The sequence below is a fragment of the Variovorax sp. Varisp85 genome (assembly GCF_047304045.1).
In the GTDB taxonomy this organism is placed as follows: Bacteria; Pseudomonadota; Gammaproteobacteria; order Burkholderiales; family Burkholderiaceae_C; genus Variovorax.
Window position 1 is genome coordinate 40,923 of sequence record NZ_JBGLYN010000007.1, and the last position, 19,257, is coordinate 60,179.

A 19,257-nucleotide genomic window follows, 5' to 3' on the forward strand; every position below is an offset into this window, starting at 1 on the left:
CCTTCAGGTTGAAGAGGGAAGTATGGCCGGCGGCTCGAGCGGCAGGTCGACCACGAAGCGCGAGCCTTCGCCCGGCGCACTTTCCACTCCGATCTGTCCGCCATGCAGGCTCACGATCTTGTGCGTGATGTACAGGCCCAGGCCCAGCCCGGCCGCGTGCTTGCGGCTGTCCTTGGTGCGCTCGAACTGCTTGAAGATGCGCTCCTGGTCTTCGGGCGCAATGCCGATGCCCTGGTCGCGCACGGCCACCCGGGCGGTGCCTCCCATCTGCTGCACCGCCATCTCGACCGGCTTGCCGCCGCCGTAGCGCAGGGCATTGGTCAGCAGGTTGGTCAGCACCTGTTCGATGCGGAACTCGTCCCACACGCCGTGCAGTTCGGCGGGCGCAATCAGCGTGATGGCCGAGCCCGCGGCTTCGGCCTGCTGGCGCAGGTTCTCCACCACTGCGCGCGCCAGCGCGGCCAGGTCGACCGGCTCGGTCTTGATCGACAGCGCGTCGCGCCGCATGCGCGTGACGTCGAGCATGTCGTCGATCAGCCGCACCATGTTGCGGATCTGCCGCTGGTCGCGCTCGATCATCGCGGGCAGCCGCTCGGGCGCGAAGTTGGCGAGATTGCCCTTGGACAGGTGCAGCTGCCGCAGCTGCGCCTCGAGGTACAGCGTGTTGAGCGGTGTGCGCAGCTCGTGCGACACCATCGACATGAAGTCGTCGCGCATGCGCACCGCGCGCTCCAGTTCGTGCTGCGTCTGCTGCAACTGCTGCACCAGCTCTTCCTGCTTGCGGTGCGCGGCAGCGAGCGATTCCATCTCGTGCCGCAGCGCCTTGCGGTGCCGGTACAGGTCGACGAACACGTGCACCTTGCTGACCACCGCATGCGGGTCCAGCGGCTTGTGCAGGAAGTCGACCGCGCCGCTCTCGTAGCCCTGGAAGGCGTAGTTCAGCTCGCGCCCGGCTGCGCTCACGAAGATGATGGGAATGTGTCGCGTGCGCTCGGTGCCGCGCATCAGCTCGGCCAGCTCGAAGCCGTTCATGCCCGGCATCTGCACGTCGACGATGGCGAGCGCGAATTCATGCTCCAGCAGCAGCGCGAGAGCGGCGTCGGCCGAGGCGGCGCGGTACACGATGCGCCCCGGCGCGCGGATCAGCGCCTCCAGCGCCAGCAGGTTTTCCGGCAGGTCATCGACGATGAGCAGCTTGCTCTGGACGTCAATGTTCATGGGCGGCCTCCAGTTGAAGCAGCAAGGTGCGCAGTTCGCGCAGGGGAAGCACGTAGTCGGGAGCGTGGCGCGCTATGGCGGCTTGGGGCATGGTGGGAATCTGTGCTTCTTTCGGTTCCTGGACGGCGGTAAGTCCGCCGGCCAGATGGATGCGACGCAGGCCTTCGGCGCCGTCTTCGTTCGCGCCGGTCAGCAGAAAGCCGGCGAGGGCAGGGCCATAGGCGTCGGCGGCGGAGGCCATCAGCACGTCGATGGACGGCCGCGAGAACAGCACCGGCGGCTCGCAGCTCAGCGAGAAGGTGCGCTCGCGCTCGATCGACAGGTGATAGCCGGGCGGCGCGAAGTAAAGGCTGCCGGCCGCCAGCGGCATCTTGTCGGCGGCCTCGTGCACCGGAATAGGCAGGCGCTGCGCGAAGATCTCGGCGAGGTGGCTCTCGTGCCCCTCGGGCAGGTGAAGGACCACCGCCATCGGAATTTGCCAACCAGCGGGCAGGCCGTGCAGCAGCGCGGAGAGCGCATCGATGCCGCCGGCCGAGGCGCCGAGCACCACGGCGTCCACGCGCTTGCGAACGGGTGAGCGAAGGTGGCGGTTCATGTGGCCTTGCGGTAGATGCGCTCGGCACGCGCATGCGTATCGAAACGGTTGGAGTAGCCCGAGAAGTCGATGCTTTCCTTCGAGCCCAGCCCGAGAAAGCCGCGATGCGACAGCGACTCGTGGAACAGGCCCAGCGCCCTGTCCTGCAGCTCCCGGTTGAAGTAGATCAGCACGTTGCGGCACGACACCAGCTGGGTTTCGGCGAACACGCTGTCGGTGGCCAGGCTGTGGTCGGCAAAGATCACGTCGGCGCACAGCGAAGGGTCGAAGCGCGCGGCGTCGTAGGCGGCGGTGTAGTAGTCGGAGAACGCGCTGCGTCCGCCCGCGCGCTGATAGTTTGCGGTGTAGCCGCGGATCGCCTCCAGCGGAAAGATGCCCAGCCGCGCCTTCTCCAGCGAAGCGGGGTTGATGTCGGTGGCGTAGATCTGCGTGCGCGCGAGCAGGCCTTCCTCGCGCAGCAGGATGGCCAGCGAGAACACTTCCTCGCCCGTGCTGCAACCCGCCACCCAGACCTTGACGGAAGGGTAGGTGTGCAGGATCGGCACCACATGCTCGCGCAAGGCCAGGAAGTAGGCCGGGTCGCGGAACATCTCGCTCACCGGGATCGTCAGGAACTGCAGCAGCCGGCCGAACAGCAATGGCTCGCGCAGCACCCGTTCCTGCAGCGCCGAGATGCTCGGCAGCCCGAGTTGCTCGAGCGCATGCAGCACGCGGCGTTTCTGCGAGGCCACGGTGTAGTTGCGGAAGTCGTAGCTGTACTTCAGGTAAATGGCTTCCATCAGCAGGCGCAGCTCGATCTCCGTGTCGCTCAGCGGGTGCAGCGGCGGCGTCTGCGCAGCCTGCGATGTGCCGGGGCGCGTGGTCACAGGCGCTCCATCTTCGGCATCCACACGCGCAGCAGCGAGAACAGGCGTTCCAGGTCCACCGGCTTGGCGAGGTAGTCGTTGGCGCCGGCAGCCAGGCATTGCTCGCGGTCGTCCTTGGTGGCCTTGGCGGTGATGGCGATCACCGGCATCTTCTCGAAGCGCGGGTCGCCGCGCAGGCGGCGCGTGGCTTCGAGGCCGTCCATCTCCGGCATCATCACGTCCATCAGCACGAGGTCGATCTCGCTGACCTGGTCGAGCCGCTCCAGCGCCTCGCGGCCGTTGCGGCCGATCTCCACGATGGCGCCGCGTTGCTCCAGCGCGCTGGTCAGCGCGAAGATGTTGCGCACGTCGTCGTCCACCAGCAGGATGGTGCGGCCCTCGAAGATGCGGTCGCGCCCGCGCGCCGTCTTCAGCATGCCCCGGCGCTCGCTGGACAGCTCTGCCTCCACCTTGTGCAGGAACAGCGTCACCTCGTCGAGCAGGCGCTCCGGCGAGCGGGCGCCCTTGATGATGATCGAGCGCGAATAGCGCTGCAGCTCGGCTTCTTCGTCGCGCGTAAGGTTGCGCCCGGTGTAGACGATGACCGGCGGGAACGACACGATCTCTTCAGCTGCCATGGCCTTGAGCAGCTCGCTGCCCTGCATGTCGGGCAGCTTCAGGTCGGTGATCATGCAGTCGAACACGCGGGTGCGCAGCAGCTCCAGCGCTTCCTCGCCGGAGCCGACGGCAACGATCTCGATGTCCTCGTCGCCGATGAGCCGGATGACGCTCTCGCGCTGCAGCTCGTCGTCTTCCACCAGCAGCACGACCTTGACCTTCTGCGTGAGCTTTTCCTCCAGCCGACCGAACACCTTCCTCAGCTCGTCGCGCGTGGCCGGCTTCAGCGCATAGCCGATGGCGCCCATCTGCAGCGCCGCGCTCTGCGCGTTCTCGGCGGCGGACACCACGTGGATCGGAATGTGGCGCGTGTGCGGCGAGTCTTTCAGCCGCTGCAGCAGGCCGAGCCCGGTGCTGTCGGGCAGGCGCATGTCGAGCAGGATCGCGTCGGGCAGGAACTGCGTGGCCAGCTCGAAGCCGTCGGCCGCGCCATGCGCCACCAGGCAGCGGTAGCCCAGCTCGTGCGCCAGGTCGTAGAGGATGTGCGCGAACTGCGGCTCGTCCTCGATCACGAGCACGCGGCGCACCTGGTCGCGCGGGAGGCTGCGGTCATCGGCGAACTGCGGTGCGGGCACCGGGGGAGGGGGTTTTGGCGCCAGTGGCGCAGCGGAAGGCACGGACGGTGCGGGTGCAGGCCGGGGCGTGTAGACCGACGACGACTGTTGCGGCAGCCCCGGCGAAGCCTGTGGCGCCTTCGCCGGCAGTTGCAGCGTGAAGGTGCTGCCCCGGCCCGGCTCGCTCTGCACCGTGAGCGTGCCGCCCAGCAGCTGCGTGAGGTCGCGCGAGATCGACAGGCCCAGCCCGGTGCCGCCGTAGCGCCGGCTGGTGGTGCCGTCGGCCTGGCGGAAGGCCTCGAAGATCAGCTCGTGCTGCTGCGCATCGATGCCGATGCCCGAGTCGGAGACCGCGAAGGCGGCGCCACCGTCCGATGTCGGCGAGACGACCAGCGCCACTTCGCCGCTGTCGGTGAACTTGATCGCGTTCGACAGCAGGTTCTTGAGGATCTGCTCGACCCGGTGCCGGTCGGTGACCAGCGAGGCCGGCGCGTCGGGCCGCACCTCGAGCCGGAAGCCCAGGTTCTTCTGCATCGCCAGCGGGCCGAAGGTGCTCTCCAGGCTGCGGGCCAGCTTGGCGAGCGCGACGTCTTCGGGCACCACTTCGAGCTTGCCGGCCTCGACCTTCGCGATGTCGAGGATGTCGTTGATCAGCACCAGCAGGTCGTTGCCCGACGAGTAGATCGACTCCGCGAACTTCACCTGCTCCAGCGTGAGGTTGCCCTGCGGGTTGTCGCCCAGCAGCTTGGCGAGGATGAGCGCGCTGTTGAGCGGCGTGCGCAGCTCGTGCGACATGTTGGCGAGGAACTCCGACTTGTAGCGGCTGGCGCGCTGCAGCTCGTCGGCGCGGTCCTCCAGGTCGCGCTGCACGCGGCGCAGCGCGGTGTTGCGCTGGTCCAGCGCCTCGGTGCGTTCGGAGAGCTGGCTGTTGGTCTGCTCCAGTTCGGCCTGCTGGTTCTCCAGCATGGCCTGCGAGGCATGCAGGGCGCGCGACTGTTCTTCGAGCTCTTCGTTGGCGGTGCGCAGTTCTTCCTGCTGCACCTGAAGTTCCTCGTTGAGCTGCTGGGTCTGGGCAAGAACGTCCTGTAGCTGCTCGCGGTAGCGCGCCGCCGCCAGCGAGCTGCCGATGTCGTCGGCCACCGTGTCGATCAGCTGGCTGCCGCGCTCGTCCAGCGTGCCGGGCAGGCCGAGCTCGACCACGCCGTTGACCATGCCGGCGCTGGCAACGGGCACCAGCAGCACGGCCTTGGGCGACATCTCGCCCAGGCCCGAATTGACCTTCAGGTAGTCGGCATCGACCGGGTCGAGCAGCATGCGGCGCCGCTCGGCCGCGGCCTGGCCCACCAGGCTCTCGGTGGGGGAAAAGACCTGCGGCATCGCCTCGGCCGAGCTCGAAAAGCCATAGCTCGCCGCCCGACGCAGCGGACCGTGGCGCTCGCGCACATACATCGCGCCGACCGACGTGCCCAGGTAGCGCGAGAAGAACGCGAGGATCTTGCGGCCCATGTCCGGTGCGCTGAGTTCGCCTACCAGCTCTCCCACGAGCTCGGTCTGCGCGCTGCGCAGCCAGGCCTCCTGGGCGAGCCTGTCCGCGTGCTCGGCCTGCTCCTTCAGCACCACGTCGTAGCTGTCGGACAGCAGCACCAGCTGGCGCCGCCCGAAGTAGGCCGCCAGCCCGGTGATGACCAGCGTGAACAAGAGGAACAGGCCGACCACCCACCATGCGGTGCGGTTGGCGTCGTTGTTGCGCTGGAAGCGCAGGGCCTGCTCGGTTTCCATGAACGCCGTGAACTCGGCGCGCATGGCGTCGGCCAGCCGCTTGCCCTGGCCCAGGCGCACCTCGAGCTGGGGGTCCGGGCCGGCACGGCGCGCGGCGATCAGCTGCGCGGCCAGCTCGTTCCAGTTGTTCTGGATGGCGGCGATGCGGTCGACGCGTTCCACCTGCTGGCGGTTGTCCGACACCAGCTTGCGCAGCGTGGCCGTGTCGCCGTTGATGCGGGGCAGGGCGCTCTGGTAGGGCTCCAGGAAGGCGTCGTCGCCTGTGAGAAGGAAGCCGCGCATGCCGGTCTCCATGTCGACGCTCTGGTGCCGCAGCTCGCTGGCGACACGGGTGACGCGGTCGGTGTGCTCGACCCAGCCGATGGTCGACAGCAGGAAGAGGATCAGCCCGACGAACACCACCGCACCGAACACGCCGCCGATCAGCGGGAGCTTGAGGTTGCGGCTCAGCAGACGCTCGAAGTCGTCGGGGTCGATCGCGGTGGGAGTTTTCATCAGGCGCATTTGTAAGCAAAACCTATCGAGTCTTGCCGATAAATCGGGGGGGCCCTGTCGGAGAAGGACCCGTCGCAATTTTGACGTGCGCGAGGAAGCCTTATCGTCGGCACCCCTGTGGCTATACTGTGAATTCATACAGCATTGCCAGATGGGCGCCACACCCTCCAACCCGCAGAATGATGCGGCCACCGTTGCCGCACATGTCGTTTCCGTCAAGGCCCTGTGCGCCTTCGGTGCGAAGGCGGGCGACCTCGACCTGCGGTTCGTGCCCGCGCCCAGCGCGCTCGAAGGCATGGCAGGCCACGCGCTGGTGCAGCACCGGCGCGATCCCGAGCACTACGCCTGCGAAGTCGGGCTCGAAGCCACTTGCGGTGCGGTCCGGGTGCGCGGCCGGACCGACGGTTATGAAGCGCGCAAGGCCCGCGTCGAAGAGATAAAAACCTTCCGCGGCGATTTCGACGCCATTCGCGGCAACCACCGCGCGCTGCACTGGGCGCAGGCCCGCACCTACGCCTGGATGCTGTGCGAGCTGGACGGCCACGACGAAATGACGGTGGCGCTGGTGTACCTCGACCTCGCCACCGGCGACGAGACGGTGCTCGAAGAGCATCACACCCGCGAAGCGCTGCGGGAGCACTTCGAACTGCTGTGCGGCCGCTACAGCGCCTGGGCCGCGAGTGAAGCCGGCCACCGCGCCGCGCTCGACGAAACATTGGCCCGGCTCGAATTTCCGCATCGCAACTTCCGCACGGGCCAGCGCGAACTGGCCGAGGCCGTCTACCGCGCGGCGATGGGCGGGCGCTGCCTCATGACGCAGGCACCCACGGGCATCGGCAAGACGCTGGCCACCATCTTCCCGCTGCTCAAGGCCCGCGCCGCGCGCAGGATCGACAAGGTGTTCTTCCTCACCGCCAAGACCTCCGGCCGCCCGGTGGCGCTCGACGCGCTGCGCGTGCTCGACAGGGGGCAGGGCCAGGGCCGGCTGCGCGTGCTCGAACTCGCCGCCCGCGAGAAGGTCTGCGAATACCCCGACCGCGCCTGCCACGGCGACGCCTGCCCGCTCGCCAGGGGCTTCTACGACCGCCTGCCAGCCGCACGCGAGCAGGCCGCGCAGGTGGCGTGGCTCGACCGCGAAGCCTTGCGCCACATCGCGCTCGTGCACGAGGTGTGTCCCTATTTCCTCGCGCAGGAAATGGCGCACTGGGCTGACGCCATCGTCGGCGACTACAACTATTACTTCGACAGCAGCGCCTTCCTCTACGCCACCATGCGCGACGCCGACTGGCGCGTGGCCGTGCTGGTGGACGAGGCCCACAACCTGCTGGAGCGCTCGCGCGGCATGTACACCGCGCAGCTCGAAGGCGCGGCGCTCGAAGAGGCGCACCGAGTCGCGCCGGCCGCGCTGCGCGATCCGCTGGCCCGGCTGTTCCGCGAATGGGACACGGTGCAGCAGGCCCAGGTGGCCGACTACGAAACCGGCGACGAGATTCCCGAGCGCTTCCTGCGCACCCTGCAGGCTGCCAACACCGCCATGGCCGAGTACTTCGCCGCCACGCCCGATGCTTCGCAGGGGCCGCTGCAGCGCTTCTTCTTCGACGCGCTGCACTTCGCCCGGCTGGCCGAGGCCTTCGGCGACCACTCGGTGTTCGAGCGCACGCTGGGTGCGGCGCAGCAGGATCGCGGCCTCGCCATTCGCAACCTCGTGCCGGCGCCATTCCTGGAGGCGCGCTTCGGCGATGCGGTGTCGGTCACCTGCTTCTCGGGCACGCTGTCGCCCTTCGAGTTCTACCGCGATGCGCTCGGCCTGCCCGAAGGCACCGCGCTGCTCGACGTGGCCTCGCCCTTCAACAGCCAGCAGCTGCGCGTCGAGGTGGCGATGCATGTGTCGACGCGCTTCCGCGACCGTGCGGGGTCGCTGCGCAACGTGGCGGACATCATCGGCGCGCAGTTCGAGCGGCTGCCCGGCAACTACCTGGCCTTCTTCAGCAGCTTCGACTACCTCGAGAAAGCCTGCGCCGCCTTCTCGCTGCGGCATCCTGGCGTGCCGGTATGGGCGCAGACGCGCGGCATGCGCGAGGCCGACCGCCACGGCTTCATCGCGCGCTTCGAGGAGGGCGGGCAAGGCATCGGCTTTGCGGTGCTCGGCGGCGCGTTCGGCGAGGGCATCGACCTGCCGGGAAGCCGCCTGATCGGCGCCTTCGTGGCCAGCCTGGGCCTGCCGCAGTACAACGAACTCAACGAGATCACGCGCGAGCGCATGCAGACGCGCTTCGGCAAGGGCTACGAGTACACCTACCTGTACCCGGGCCTGCAGAAGGTGGTGCAGGCGGCCGGCCGCGTGATCCGCACCGAACAGGACCGTGGCGTGCTGCACCTGCTCGACGACCGCTTCGCGCGTGCAGAAATCCGGGAGCTGCTGCCGCGCTGGTGGCATGTGCAACTGGGCGGAGGCGATGAAGAAGATGCGCGCAGCTAGACGCCTCGAACACGCCGGCCAGCCTGACCTGTTCGGCGAGGCGCCCGTGGCCGCCATCGAGGGACTGCGCTATGAAAGCGGGTTCCTGTCGCCCGAAGAAGAGGCGGCGTTGCTGCACATCGTCCAGGGCCTGCCGCTCAGGGAGATGCGCTACAAGGAATACACGGCGCGGCGGCGCGGCACCAGCTTCGGCGGCAGCTACGACTTCGACACCAACCGCCTCAAGCCCGGCCCACCGCTGCCCGTGGTGCTTCACCCATTGCGGGGGGGGGGGGGGGGGGGCGCGGGCGGCCCCCCGCCCCCCCCCCCGCCCCCCCCCCGGACCCGACCAACAGCGCCCCCCCCCCCCCCCCCCCCGCCCCCCCGCCGCCGGGGGGGCTCCCCCATTTGGGGGTGTGGGGGGCGGCGGGGCCCCCCCCCGCGCCCGAAGACCTCGCCCACATGCTCATCGCCGAATACCGGCCTGGCACGCCGCTCGGCTGGCACCGCGACGTACCGGACTTCGAGGACATCGTCGGCATCTCGCTGCTCGGCGATGCGGTCATGCAGTTCAGGCCGTATGCGCCCGGCGCGGCGGCCTCGCGACCGAGTTCGCTGGAGTTTCTTGTCGAGCCGCGCTCGATCTACATGCTGCGCGGTCCGGCACGGTGGGCGTGGCAACACGCCATCGCGCCGACCGAGGCATTGCGCTATTCGATCACGCTGCGCACGCGAAGAAGATCGCCCGGGCCGTGATCGCGGCCGTCATCGCGTGCCGCCGCCGCGGCGCGCCTGCAGCTGGTTGCCTGCGCCGACGTGACTCTCGCGGTCGTGCCGGCTTTCCGGCGTGCGGCGCGGCTCGTTCCTTGGCGTGGCGGGCTGATTGCCCGCCTTGTTGTGCTGCGTGGGCACGGTGTCGTGCTCGTCGGTGGTGATGGCGTCGGGGTTGTGTTTCGGGTGCTGCCTGTGGCTCGTCATGGGGCTTCCTGGGTAGGGGTGGACAAGACATCCATTTGTCCTGCGGCCGATGGAGGATGCCTGTGGGAACGGACCGACCCCGTGCGTCGTCCAAGCCGCGCGGCAGCCGGCCGACGCACGCCATGGGGCGCAAGACAGACTTCGCTGACGCGCAGCGCGTGCGTCTTCTTACCCCTTGCGCGCGCCGTGCGCCCAGCATGGGGGGCTTCTCAACCCGCAGGAGCAGCAGGAGCAATGCCATGCCAAGAGGCGACAAGTCGTCCTACACGGACAAGCAGAAGCGAAAGGCCGAACACATCGAAGAGGGCTACGAGCACCGCGGTGTGGGCAGGGGCGAGGCCGAGCGCCGCGCCTGGGCCACGGTGAACGCCGAGACAGGCGGCGGCAAGAAGTCGGGTTCCGGCCGCGGCAAGGCAGAGAACCACGGCCCCTCGCGCAAGGGCGGGCGCCTGGGCGGCGCTGCCGCCGCCCACCGCACCGCGGCCGAACGCTCGGCCTCGGCGAAGAAGGCCGCCGCCACGCGCAAGCGCAACGCCGAAAAGCGCGGCTGAGCGGGGTGAAGAGGAACCCCGCCTGAACGTGCGAGTTCCGCGGCCTCCTGAAACCAGCCATTGGGCATGTCCGAAAATCGGATTTCTCCTCGGGAAGCCGCGAAAACCGGACATTCCTGACCTGTTTCTGGCGCCAGCCGGACGACTTGCGATTTCCCGCCACCCGGCGGTGGACGCGGGTTGCCGGCTTGTTCGGCGACGCTGCGCCGAACGCGGCTTCTATGCCGTCCAACATCGGGCAACCGGCGGTCATTCCGCCGCCGTTTTCGTCGTTTGCCGCGCCTTCGACGCGTCGATACGATCCCGCGCCTTGCCCTTCACGAAAGGACCGCGCGAGTGCCCATCACCACAGCTTCTTCCCCTGGCTCCGATGCCAATGCACGCTGGCAGCAACGCAGCCGGCGCCATGTCTGGCATCCCTGCACGCAGAGCATCCGCCTCGAAGCGGTGCCGCCGTTGCCCATTGCGCGCGGCGACGGCGTGTGGCTCTTCGACGCCGAAGGCCGCCGCTACATGGATGCCACCAGCTCGTGGTGGGTCAACCTCTTCGGCCATGCGCATCCGGCGATCAACGCCGCGCTCAAGGACCAGCTCGACAAGCTGTCGCACGTGATGCTCGCGGGCTGCACGCACGCGCCGGCGGTGGAACTGGCCGAGCGCCTGTCCGCGCTGACGGGCCACGCGCTCGGCCATTGCTTCTACGCGTCCGACGGCGCCTCGGCCGTGGAGATCGCGCTGAAGATGAGCTTTCATGCCTGGCGCAACGCCGGGCGCGGCGGAAAGCGGCGCTTCGTGGCGCTGAAGCGGGGCTACCACGGCGAGACCCTGGGCGCCTTGCACGTGACCGACGTGCCGGTGTTCCGCGATGCCTATGCGCCCTTGCTCGCTGATGCACACCTCGTCGCCTCGCCGGATGCGCGCAACGCCCGGCCCGGCGAGGACGCGGCCGCCGTTGCGCGCCGCGCCGCCGCCGAGCTCGAAGCGCTGCTGGCCGAGCAGCACGACACCATCGCCGCAGTGATCGTCGAGCCGCTGGTGCAATGCGCCACCGGCATGGCGATGCACGACCCCGAGTACCTGCGTCGGCTGCGCGCCCTGTGCGATCGCCATGGGGTGCACCTCATCGCCGACGAGATCGCGGTGGGCTGCGGGCGCACCGGCAGCTTCTTCGCGTGCGAGCAGGCCGGCATCTGGCCCGACTTCCTGTGCCTGTCGAAAGGCATCAGCGGCGGCTACCTGCCGCTGGCGCTGGTGATGACGCGCGACGCCATCTACGAAGGCTTCGTCGACGACGACGCGGCGCGCAGCTTCCTGCATTCGCATTCCTACACCGGCAATGCACTGGCCTGCCGCGCGGCAATTGCCACGCTGGATCTTTTCGAGAGCGAGGATGCGCTGCAATGCAACCGCGGCCGTGCCGCGCGCCTGCTGCGGCACCTGCGCGGCGGGCTTGCAGGGCAGGCGGTCGATCATCTGCGGCAGCGCGGAATGATCACGGCCTTCGACGTGCGCGAGCCGGGCGCGCGTTTCGCCGAACGCTTTCACCTGGCGGCGCGCGCGCACGGGCTGCTGATGCGGCCGATCGGCAACACCGTGTACCTCATGCCGCCGTACACGATCGGCGACGGCGAGATCGATCAGCTGGTCGACGGCACGCTGGCCACGCTGAAAGCCGTCATGGCCACGGACCAGGAAGAAGGAGCCCGCGATGTCGCGCTTGCTTGACCGCCTGCAGGGCGAGATCCACGCGCTCGACGCGCAGTCGCTGCGCCGCCGCCGGCAGATCGCCGAAACCGCCTGCGCGCCCGAGCAGATCCTCACGCTGGCCGGCGCCACCGCGCCGCGCACCATGCTCGGCTTCAGCAGCAACGACTACCTCGGTCTTGCCGCGCACCCCGCGTTGGCGAAGGCATGGGCCGAAGGCGCCGCGCTGTACGGCACGGGCAGCGGTGGTTCGCACCTGATCCTCGGCCATTCGCGCGCCCACGCGCAGCTCGAGGAGCGGCTCGCCGAGTGGATGGCTCCTTTCATCCCCGAAGCGCAGAGCCTGTTCTTCTGCACGGGCTACATGGCCAACCTCGCCGTGCTGTCGGCGCTCGGCGGCGCCGAGGCGGTCATCTTCTCGGAAGCACTCAACCATGCTTCGCTGATCGACGGCGCGAGGCTGGCGAAGGCGCGCGTCGAGCGCTATCCGCACTGCGGCGTGGCCGCGCTCGACGCGCAGCTCGCCGCCTGCGACGCGCCCGTGAAGCTCATCGTCAGCGATGCAGTGTTCAGCATGGACGGCCACATCGCACCCGTGGCCGAACTGCTCGCGCTGGCCGAGCGGCACGATGCCTGGCTGGTGATCGACGACGCGCACGGCTTCGGCGTGCTCGGCGCCACGGGGCGCGGCGTGCTCGAAGCCATGGGCTTGCGCTCGGAGCGGCTGGTGCTGATCGGCACGCTGGGCAAGGCCGCGGGCGTGTCGGGCGCCTTCGTGGCGGCGCATCGCACCGTCGTCGACTACCTGGTGCAGCGCGCGCGGCCGTACATCTTCACCACGGCCGCACCGCCGGCCGTCGCGCACGCGCTGCTCGCGAGCCTGGCGCTGATCGAGGGCGAGGAGGGCGCCGAACGCCGTTCACGGCTGCGGGAACGCATCGCGCAATTGCGCCGGGGCCTGACCGCCGTGCTGCCAGCGGACGGCAGCGCATGGCTGCCCGAGTCGCCCACCGCGATCCAGCCGCTGATCGTCGGCGACAACGCGCGCGCGATGCGCACCATGGCGCAGCTCGATGCGCGCGGCCTGCGCGTCGGCGCGATCCGCCCGCCGACCGTGCCCGCCGGCACCGCGCGGCTGCGCATCGCGCTGTCGGCCAGCCACGGCGAAGCCGACGTCGCCCGGCTCGTCGATGCATTGGGCGATGCGCTGGCGCAGCCCTGGAAGGAGGCCGCATGAACTGGTTCGTTACCGGCACCGACACGGGCATCGGCAAGACGCTGGTCAGCAGCGCCATGCTGAGCCTGCTGGCCGGTTCCGGCCTGCGCGCGGTCGGCATGAAGCCGGTGGCCGCAGGGCTCGAAGAACGCGACGGCGAATGGCGCAACGAAGACGTGGAGCAGCTGCGCGCGGCCGGCAACGTCGACGCGCCACTGGCGCTGCGCAGCCCGTACCTGCTGCGCGCGCCGATGTCGCCGCACCTGGCGGCCAGGGAAGAGGGCGTGCACATCACGCTGCGGCCGATGCTCTTGGCCTTCGCGGAACTCTCGGCGCGCGCCGATGCCGTGGTGGTCGAAGGCGTGGGTGGCTTCTGCGTGCCGTTCGGCGACGACCTCGACAGCGCCGACCTCGCCGTGGCGCTGGGCCTGCCCGTGATCCTCGTGGTCGGCCTGCGGCTGGGTTGCCTCAACCATGCGCTGCTGAGCGCCGAGGCGGTTCGCGCGCGGGGCCTCGTGCTGGCGGGCTGGGTGGCGAGCGTTGTCGATCCCTCGATGCTGGCGCCGCAAGCCAACCTGCAGACGCTGCGTGCCCGGCTCGGCGCGCCGCTGCTCGGCGTGGTGCCGCATCTGCAGCAACCCGGCGCCGCGCAGGCCGCGCGCCACATCGACTTGCGTGCACTGCGCGCGACGGCGGCCCATGCCGCGCGCCGTGCCGCGGCGGAGGAATCAGCCGCGCTGGCCTGATTCGACGAGCCGCTTGGCTCGCACGCCGCCCTGGCGCTCCAGCATCCAGCCCGGGTACTCGGCCGGCAGCGCGCTCACCTTGTCCAGCGCGGCCAGCTCGTCGCCCGTGAGCTTGATGGCCGTGGCTGCGATGTTGTCGTCCAACTGCTCGGCGCGCTTGGCACCGACGATCACGCTGGTCACCACCTGCTGGTGCAGCAGCCACGCCAGCGCGATCTGCGCGACCGAAACCTTGCGCGCTTCGGCCAGCTGGCGCATCACGTCGATGCAGTCGTAGGCGCGCTCGACGTTCACCGGCGGAAAGTCGAAGGTGGTGCGGCGGCTGCCTTTTTCCGCCTGCGTGTCGCGGCCGTACTTGCCGCTCAGCAGGCCGCCCGCGAGCGGGCTCCAGACCATCAACCCGACGTTTTCGCTGCGCAGCATGGGCGCCAGCTCGCGTTCCAGGTCGCGCCCGGCGATGGTGTAGTAGGCCTGCAGCGACTCGAAGCGCGCGAGCCGGTCGCGCTCGGCGATGCCCAGCGCCTTCGCGATCTGCCAGGCCGCCCAGTTCGACACGCCCACGTAGCGCACGTGGCCCTGGCGCACGAGGTTGTCGAGCGCGTGCACGGTTTCCTCGATGGGCGTGATGGGGTCGAAGCCGTGGATCTGGTACAGGTCGATGTGGTCGAGCTGCAGGCGCTGCAGGCTGGCCTTGACGCCGTCCATTATGTGGAAGCGCGAGGCGCCCGCGGAGTTGACGCCCTTGCTGCCGGTTTCGCCGAGCACCTTGGTGGCCAGCACGAAACTGTCGCGCGGCACCTTGAGGTTCTTCAGCGCCTGGCCGGTGATGACTTCCGACTGCCCTTCGGAGTACGCGTCCGCCGTGTCGATGAAGTTGATGCCGGCGTCGAGCGCGCGGCCGACCAGCCCTTCGGCCTCCGACTGCTGCAGGTTGCCGATCTGGCCCCAGATGCCGGAGGAGCCGCCGAAGGTCATGGTGCCGAGGCACAGTTCGGAAACCAGGAGGCCGGTGCGGCCGAATTTGCGGTATTGCATGGAGAGGTTCCTTTGCGTTGGAGGCAGGCGCCGAAAGGGGCCGACAAGCCCGGGCGACTGCGGAAAAGTATCCCGCCGGCGCCTGGCCCATGGCGAGCGCGTTCCTGCAAAGTATTCGCCTGATTCTCCAGACCTCCCGCGTGGCGCGTGCGAATCCGATGGAGGAGCGCTAAGCTTCGAACCGCTCATTCCTCCATGGTGGCCGCCCCTTTGGCCCCCAACCATGACAAGGCCTCGAACATGTCCGACGAAACACCCGAAATCGCCGCCGTCATCGCCCAGCCGATGCCGCTGGAGCCCGAACTCGACGAAGCCCGCAAGGAACTGGTGGCGCTCATCGAGCACATCACGCGCGGGCAGGACGGCACCGTCATCACCGCCGTGCCCGGCCTGCAGGTGTTCTGCATCAGCAAGCCCGAAGGCCCCAAGCACGCCTTCGCGTCTCCGGCGCTGGGCCTGATCGCGCAGGGTTCCAAGCGGATCATCGTGGGCGACGACATCTACGTGTACGACCCGATGCACTACCTCGTCACCTCGGTCGACCTGCCGGTGTGCGGCCAGGTGTGCGTGACGAGCGAGAAGGAGCCTTACCTCGGCGTGCGGCTGGAACTGGCCCTCGACGAAATCGGCGAGCTCATCGGCGACGAGAAGCTGCCCGCCAAGGCCAATGCGCCAGCCTCGCGCGGCATGTACGTCAACCGCATCGCCATGCCGGTGCTCGAACCCGTGCTGCGCCTGTTGCGGCTGCTCGATACGCCGGAAGACGTGCCGATCATGGCGCCGCTCATCAAGCGCGAGATCATGTACCGCCTGCTGGTCAACGGCGAGGGCGCGCGGCTGCGGCAGATCGCGCTGCAGGACAGCCACACCCAGCGCATCGCGAAAGCCATCAGCGCGCTGCGCGTCAACTACGCGCAGTCGCTGCGGGTGGAAGACATGGCGCGGGCGGTGCACATGAGCGTGTCGTCATTCCATCACCACTTCAAGGCCGTCACCGCGATGAGCCCGCTGCAGTACCAGAAGCAGCTGCGCCTGCAGGAGGCGCGCCGGCAGATGCTGATCGCCGGCGCCGACGTGGCGAGCGCCGCGCACAACGTGGGCTACGAAAGCCCGTCGCAGTTCGCGCGCGAGTACGGCCGCATGTTCGGCGCGCCGCCGCTGCGCGACAAGCGCCGCTGGCTCGGCGAGGCAGGCAACGACGCGATGGGGGCGGCCTCGATGGAGGCTGCGTGAACCGGCCGGGCAGCATGGCCGGCGCGCCGCCGCATGGCTGATTCGAAGATCGCCAAGTTCATCGTCGCGGGCATCACCGGCAGCTCGGCCATGCTGTCGGAAGGCATCCGTTCGGGCACGGCAAGGAGCTGTACTTCTGGAGCCTCATCGTCGCGGTGCTGATCTTCGGGCTGGGCGGCGGCGTTTCGTTCTACAAAGGCGTCCAGCACATCCGCCAGCCCGAGCCGATGCGCGACCCGACGTGGAATTACGTGGTGCTTGCGGCGGCCGCGCCGGGCATCTGGTCCAGCCATGCACTGGACGCGCGGTAGCACCTGCCGCGGTTCGCACGTCGCCCCTGCCATGCAGGTTTCGCGGAATTTCGCTATTGTTTTGTTCGCTGCAGCAACACGGAGTAATGCATGCTTTGGCAAAAGAAGCTGGCACGATGGAGCGACGTGGTCCGCGAACGCGCCAACCTGCCTGTGCGGCTTACCTTGTGGGACGGCCAGTCCTACGACTTCGGCACCTTCAGCGGGCCTTCGGTCACGCTGCACGTGAAGACGCCCGCCGCGCTGCCGCTGATGCTGCATCCCACGCTCGACAACCTCGGCGAGGCCTACGTCAAGAGCAAGATCGACATCGAGGGCAAGCTCAGCGACGTCATCGACATCGCCTACGGCCTCGCCAGGACGTCGATCGACAAGCACGGCGGGGCGCTGCGGAACATGGCGCGCCATTTCGCGCACACGAGGTCGTCGGACAGGAAGTCCGTCCAGTACCACTACGACGTCTCCAACGAGTTCTATCGGCTGTGGCTCGATCCGAACATGGTCTATTCATGCGCCTACTTCGAGAACGGCGACGAGGACTTGGCCACTGCGCAACTGAAGAAGATAGACCACATCCTCACCAAGATCGAACTGAAGCCGGGCCAGACGCTGCTCGACATCGGCTGCGGCTGGGGCGCTCTGGCGATCCGTGCGGCGCAGAAATTCGGCGCGCGCTGCGTGGGGGTGACGCTCTCTCGGAACCAGCTGGAGCTGGCGACCGAACGCGTGAAGGCCGCCGGCCTGCACGACCGCATCGAGATCCGCCTGCAGGACTACCGCGACGTGACCGGCCGGTTCGACCGCATCACCAGCGTCGGCATGTTCGAGCACGTGGGCCGCAGGAACCTGCCTGCGTACTTCAGGCGCGTGCAGGAGCTGCTTGCAGACGACGGCGTGGTGATGAACCACGGCATCACCTCGTCCGACCCCGCCGGCGGCGGCATGTCGTACGGCGGCGGCGACTTCATCGACCGCTACGTGTTCCCCAACGGCGAGCTGCCGCACATCAGCCTCGCGCTGCAGGCCATGCAGCAGGGCGGCCTCGAAGCCTTCGACGTGGAGAACCTGCGCCGCCACTATGTGCGCACGCTGCGCTGCTGGAGCGATGCCTACGAAGCCAACAGCGAGAAGGCGCGCGCGTTCGTCGACGAAGAAAAATTCCGTATCTGGCGCATCTACCTCGCGGGCTGCGCCTATGCCTTCGAGAACGACGACGTGGCCATCTACCAGGTCGTGGGCCGCAAGGCAGGGCGGCCGGCGAACACGCTGCCGTGGTCGCGCCGCTATATCTACGACGGCACCTCGTTCGGAAGCCCCTAGAGCTTGAGCGCCGGACAAGGGCTCAAGCCGTCTATAGCATGCACGGCTCATGACTTCCACCAACAGAACAACAAACCGCCCCCTCGTCATCGCCTCGATCATGGCCTCCATGGCGATGGTGGCCATCGAAGCCACCATCGTCTCCACCGTCATGCCGCAGATCGCCTCCGAACTGGGCGGACTGCATCTGTACAGCTGGGTGTTCGCCTCCTTCCTGCTGGCGCAGACCGCGATGACTGTGGTGTTCGGCAAGCTCTCGGACCTGTACGGCCGCAAGCCCATCATGTTCGTGGGCATCGCCGTCTTCGTCCTCGGGTCGGTGCTGGCGGGTTTCGCGTGGTCGATGCCGGCCATGATCTGCTTCCGGCTCATCCAGGGCATCGGCGCGGGCGCCATCCAGCCGGTGGCGCTCACCATCGTGGGCGATCTCTATCCGGTGCGCGAACGCGGCAAGGTGCAGGGCTGGCTTGCGAGCGTCTGGGCCGTGTCGGCTGTGGTGGGGCCGATGATCGGCGCACTGATCGTGCAGAAGCTGTCCTGGGCCTGGATCTTCTGGGTCAACGTGCCCATCGGCCTGGCGGCCGCGGCTGGCTTCTGGCTCTTCCTGCACGAAGCGCCGACGGTGCGCCGCTCGTCCATCGACATGGTGGGCGCGGTGCTGTTCACCATCGGCATTGCGGCGCTGATGATCGCGCTGACGGAATTCGGCGTCGGCAATTCGGGCGTGGCACTCGCGTGGGCCGGGTTGTTCGTCGTCACGCTCGTGCTGTTCATCGCGCAGGAGCGCCGTGCCACCGACCCGATGATGTCGCTGAAGCTCTGGGGCGCGCGGATGATCGCCGCCGTCAACGGCGCGGCAATGCTGGCCGGCATGGTGCTGATCGGCATCACGACCTTCCTGCCGATGTACGTGCAGGTGGTGCTCGAGCGCTCGTCGGTCACGGCCGGCCTCACGCTCACGATGGTGATGCTCGGCTGGCCCATCGGTGCGACGCTGACCTCGCGCACCTTCCATCGCATCGGCCTGTGGCGCATGGTGGTGGTCGGTGCAGCGCTGATTCCGGTGGGCACCTCGACCTTCGTCCTGCTCGCGTCAGGCAGCTCGCCGGTGCTGCCCGCCATCGGCTCCTTCGTCATCGGCCTGGGCATGGGCGTGATGAGCCTGAGTTCGCTGATCCTGATCCAGGAAGGCGTCGATCTTGCGCAGCGCGGCATCGCCACGGCGTCGAACGTGTTCTCCCGCAACCTTGGCAGTGCGCTGGGCGCGGCCTTCTTCGGCGCAGTCTTCAATTTCGGGCTGACGCGCGGGGATGGCAGCCCGATGTTCACCGACGACCAACTGCGCCTGCTGCTGCAGGGTGTGCAGGGTTCGGAGGCCAATGACGCGGGCATTCGCCTGGCGCTGGGCGGTTCGCTGCATCTGACTTTTGTGGCGATGCTGACCGTGAGCCTGGGTGTGGTCGCGCTGGCGTTGCTGCTGCCGAAGGAAGGACTGGAGAGCCATGCGGTCGGGGCTGGGAAGCCGGCGCCGAAGTAGGCCG

The 19,257-nt window shown here is 68.6% G+C and carries 15 protein-coding genes and 1 pseudogene; 10 read left to right on the forward strand and 6 right to left on the reverse strand.

Features of this window, described 5'->3' with window-relative positions; all coding sequences use genetic code 11:
* Positions 1-3 precede the first annotated feature (3 nt).
* From ACCC97_RS04815 to ACCC97_RS04830, 4 genes are read right to left on the reverse strand one after another with little or no spacing between them, the layout of a single operon-like run.
* Positions 4-1,218 (reverse strand): ATP-binding protein, encoded by a 1,215-nt coding sequence (locus tag ACCC97_RS04815; RefSeq protein WP_413331728.1) that lies wholly within the window; start codon positions 1,216-1,218, stop codon positions 4-6.
* Positions 1,208-1,813, reverse strand: coding sequence for a chemotaxis protein CheB (locus tag ACCC97_RS04820; RefSeq protein ID WP_413331729.1), 606 nt, complete (start codon positions 1,811-1,813; stop codon positions 1,208-1,210). The genes ACCC97_RS04815 and ACCC97_RS04820 overlap by 11 nt, the downstream gene beginning before the upstream one ends.
* Positions 1,810-2,679 (reverse strand): CheR family methyltransferase, encoded by an 870-nt coding sequence (locus ACCC97_RS04825; RefSeq protein ID WP_007832191.1) that lies wholly within the window; start codon positions 2,677-2,679, stop codon positions 1,810-1,812. Before ACCC97_RS04825 ends, ACCC97_RS04820 begins: the two co-directional genes overlap by 4 nt.
* The gene (locus ACCC97_RS04830) at positions 2,676-6,164 is read right to left on the reverse strand and encodes a response regulator (protein WP_413331730.1); all 3,489 of its coding nucleotides are present in this window, start codon (positions 6,162-6,164) and stop codon (positions 2,676-2,678) included. The genes ACCC97_RS04825 and ACCC97_RS04830 overlap by 4 nt, the downstream gene beginning before the upstream one ends.
* 151 nt (positions 6,165-6,315) lie before the next feature.
* On the opposite strand from ACCC97_RS04830, the gene ACCC97_RS04835 reads away from it, so the two are divergent.
* The gene (locus ACCC97_RS04835) at positions 6,316-8,643 is read left to right on the forward strand and encodes an ATP-dependent DNA helicase (RefSeq protein ID WP_413331731.1); all 2,328 of its coding nucleotides are present in this window, start codon (positions 6,316-6,318) and stop codon (positions 8,641-8,643) included.
* Between the two features lie 441 nt (positions 8,644-9,084).
* Complete coding sequence (locus ACCC97_RS04840; protein ID WP_413331732.1) at positions 9,085-9,378, forward strand: alpha-ketoglutarate-dependent dioxygenase AlkB; 294 nt, start codon at positions 9,085-9,087, stop codon at positions 9,376-9,378.
* A gap of 9 nt (positions 9,379-9,387) precedes the next feature.
* Here the strand turns inward: ACCC97_RS04840 and ACCC97_RS04845 are convergent, their stop codons facing one another.
* A complete protein-coding gene (locus ACCC97_RS04845; RefSeq protein WP_007832184.1) occupies positions 9,388-9,600 on the reverse strand; it encodes a hypothetical protein in 213 nt (70 codons plus the stop codon).
* 239 nt (positions 9,601-9,839) lie between these two features.
* Here ACCC97_RS04845 and ACCC97_RS04850 point away from each other — a divergent pair, with 239 nt between their 5' ends.
* From ACCC97_RS04850 to bioD, 4 genes are all read left to right on the forward strand, one after another.
* Positions 9,840-10,151, forward strand: a complete 312-nt coding sequence (locus tag ACCC97_RS04850) for a hypothetical protein (protein ID WP_007832183.1) — start codon at positions 9,840-9,842, stop codon at positions 10,149-10,151.
* Positions 10,152-10,487: 336 nt separating this feature from the next.
* Positions 10,488-11,876, forward strand: a complete 1,389-nt coding sequence (locus ACCC97_RS04855; RefSeq protein ID WP_413331733.1) for an adenosylmethionine--8-amino-7-oxononanoate transaminase — start codon at positions 10,488-10,490, stop codon at positions 11,874-11,876.
* Complete coding sequence (gene bioF, locus ACCC97_RS04860; RefSeq protein ID WP_007832181.1) at positions 11,860-13,092, forward strand: 8-amino-7-oxononanoate synthase; 1,233 nt, start codon at positions 11,860-11,862, stop codon at positions 13,090-13,092. Before ACCC97_RS04855 ends, bioF begins: the two co-directional genes overlap by 17 nt.
* Positions 13,089-13,817 carry a dethiobiotin synthase gene (gene bioD / locus ACCC97_RS04865; protein ID WP_007832179.1) on the forward strand — a complete coding sequence of 243 codons (729 nt, stop codon included), beginning with the start codon at positions 13,089-13,091 and terminating at the stop codon, positions 13,815-13,817. The genes bioF and bioD overlap by 4 nt, the downstream gene beginning before the upstream one ends.
* Here bioD and ACCC97_RS04870 read toward each other — a convergent pair.
* Complete coding sequence (locus ACCC97_RS04870; RefSeq protein WP_413331735.1) at positions 13,800-14,852, reverse strand: aldo/keto reductase; 1,053 nt, start codon at positions 14,850-14,852, stop codon at positions 13,800-13,802. The two genes, bioD and ACCC97_RS04870, sit on opposite strands and share 18 nt — an antisense overlap.
* Before the next feature lie 240 nt (positions 14,853-15,092).
* On the opposite strand from ACCC97_RS04870, the gene ACCC97_RS04875 reads away from it, so the two are divergent.
* The 4 genes and pseudogenes from ACCC97_RS04875 (at position 15,093) to ACCC97_RS04890 (ending at position 19,253) form a co-directional block, all read left to right on the forward strand.
* Positions 15,093-16,085, forward strand: a complete 993-nt coding sequence (locus ACCC97_RS04875) for an AraC family transcriptional regulator (protein WP_042673222.1) — start codon at positions 15,093-15,095, stop codon at positions 16,083-16,085.
* A 33-nt stretch (positions 16,086-16,118) separates the two neighbouring features.
* Positions 16,119-16,357, forward strand: a pseudogene (locus ACCC97_RS04880) (cation transporter); the annotation flags it as partial.
* Between the two features lie 129 nt (positions 16,358-16,486).
* A complete protein-coding gene (locus ACCC97_RS04885; protein ID WP_413331737.1) occupies positions 16,487-17,716 on the forward strand; it encodes a class I SAM-dependent methyltransferase in 1,230 nt (409 codons plus the stop codon).
* Positions 17,717-17,765: 49 nt separating this feature from the next.
* Complete coding sequence (locus ACCC97_RS04890; protein ID WP_413331738.1) at positions 17,766-19,253, forward strand: MFS transporter; 1,488 nt, start codon at positions 17,766-17,768, stop codon at positions 19,251-19,253.
* Positions 19,254-19,257: the final 4 nt, after the last annotated feature.

Excerpts from the sequence above, each read along its gene's own strand:
- bioF (WP_007832181.1), top strand. The coding sequence starts at position 11,860 with ATGTCGCGCTTGCTTGACCGCCTGCAGGGCGAGATCCACGCGCTCGAC.
- ACCC97_RS04835 (WP_413331731.1), top strand. The coding sequence starts at position 6,316 with ATGGGCGCCACACCCTCCAACCCGCAGAATGATGCGGCCACCGTTGCC.
- ACCC97_RS04850 (WP_007832183.1), top strand. The coding sequence starts at position 9,840 with ATGCCAAGAGGCGACAAGTCGTCCTACACGGACAAGCAGAAGCGAAAG.
- ACCC97_RS04885 (WP_413331737.1), top strand. The coding sequence starts at position 16,487 with ATGCTTTGGCAAAAGAAGCTGGCACGATGGAGCGACGTGGTCCGCGAA.
- ACCC97_RS04830 (WP_413331730.1), bottom strand. The coding sequence starts at position 6,164 with ATGAAAACTCCCACCGCGATCGACCCCGACGACTTCGAGCGTCTGCTG.
- ACCC97_RS04870 (WP_413331735.1), bottom strand. The coding sequence starts at position 14,852 with ATGCAATACCGCAAATTCGGCCGCACCGGCCTCCTGGTTTCCGAACTG.
- ACCC97_RS04875 (WP_042673222.1), top strand. The coding sequence starts at position 15,093 with ATGTCCGACGAAACACCCGAAATCGCCGCCGTCATCGCCCAGCCGATG.
- ACCC97_RS04890 (WP_413331738.1), top strand. The coding sequence starts at position 17,766 with ATGACTTCCACCAACAGAACAACAAACCGCCCCCTCGTCATCGCCTCG.
- ACCC97_RS04820 (WP_413331729.1), bottom strand. The coding sequence starts at position 1,813 with ATGAACCGCCACCTTCGCTCACCCGTTCGCAAGCGCGTGGACGCCGTG.
- ACCC97_RS04840 (WP_413331732.1), top strand. The coding sequence starts at position 9,085 with ATGCTCATCGCCGAATACCGGCCTGGCACGCCGCTCGGCTGGCACCGC.
- ACCC97_RS04845 (WP_007832184.1), bottom strand. The coding sequence starts at position 9,600 with ATGACGAGCCACAGGCAGCACCCGAAACACAACCCCGACGCCATCACC.
- bioD (WP_007832179.1), top strand. The coding sequence starts at position 13,089 with ATGAACTGGTTCGTTACCGGCACCGACACGGGCATCGGCAAGACGCTG.
- ACCC97_RS04815 (WP_413331728.1), bottom strand. The coding sequence starts at position 1,218 with ATGAACATTGACGTCCAGAGCAAGCTGCTCATCGTCGATGACCTGCCG.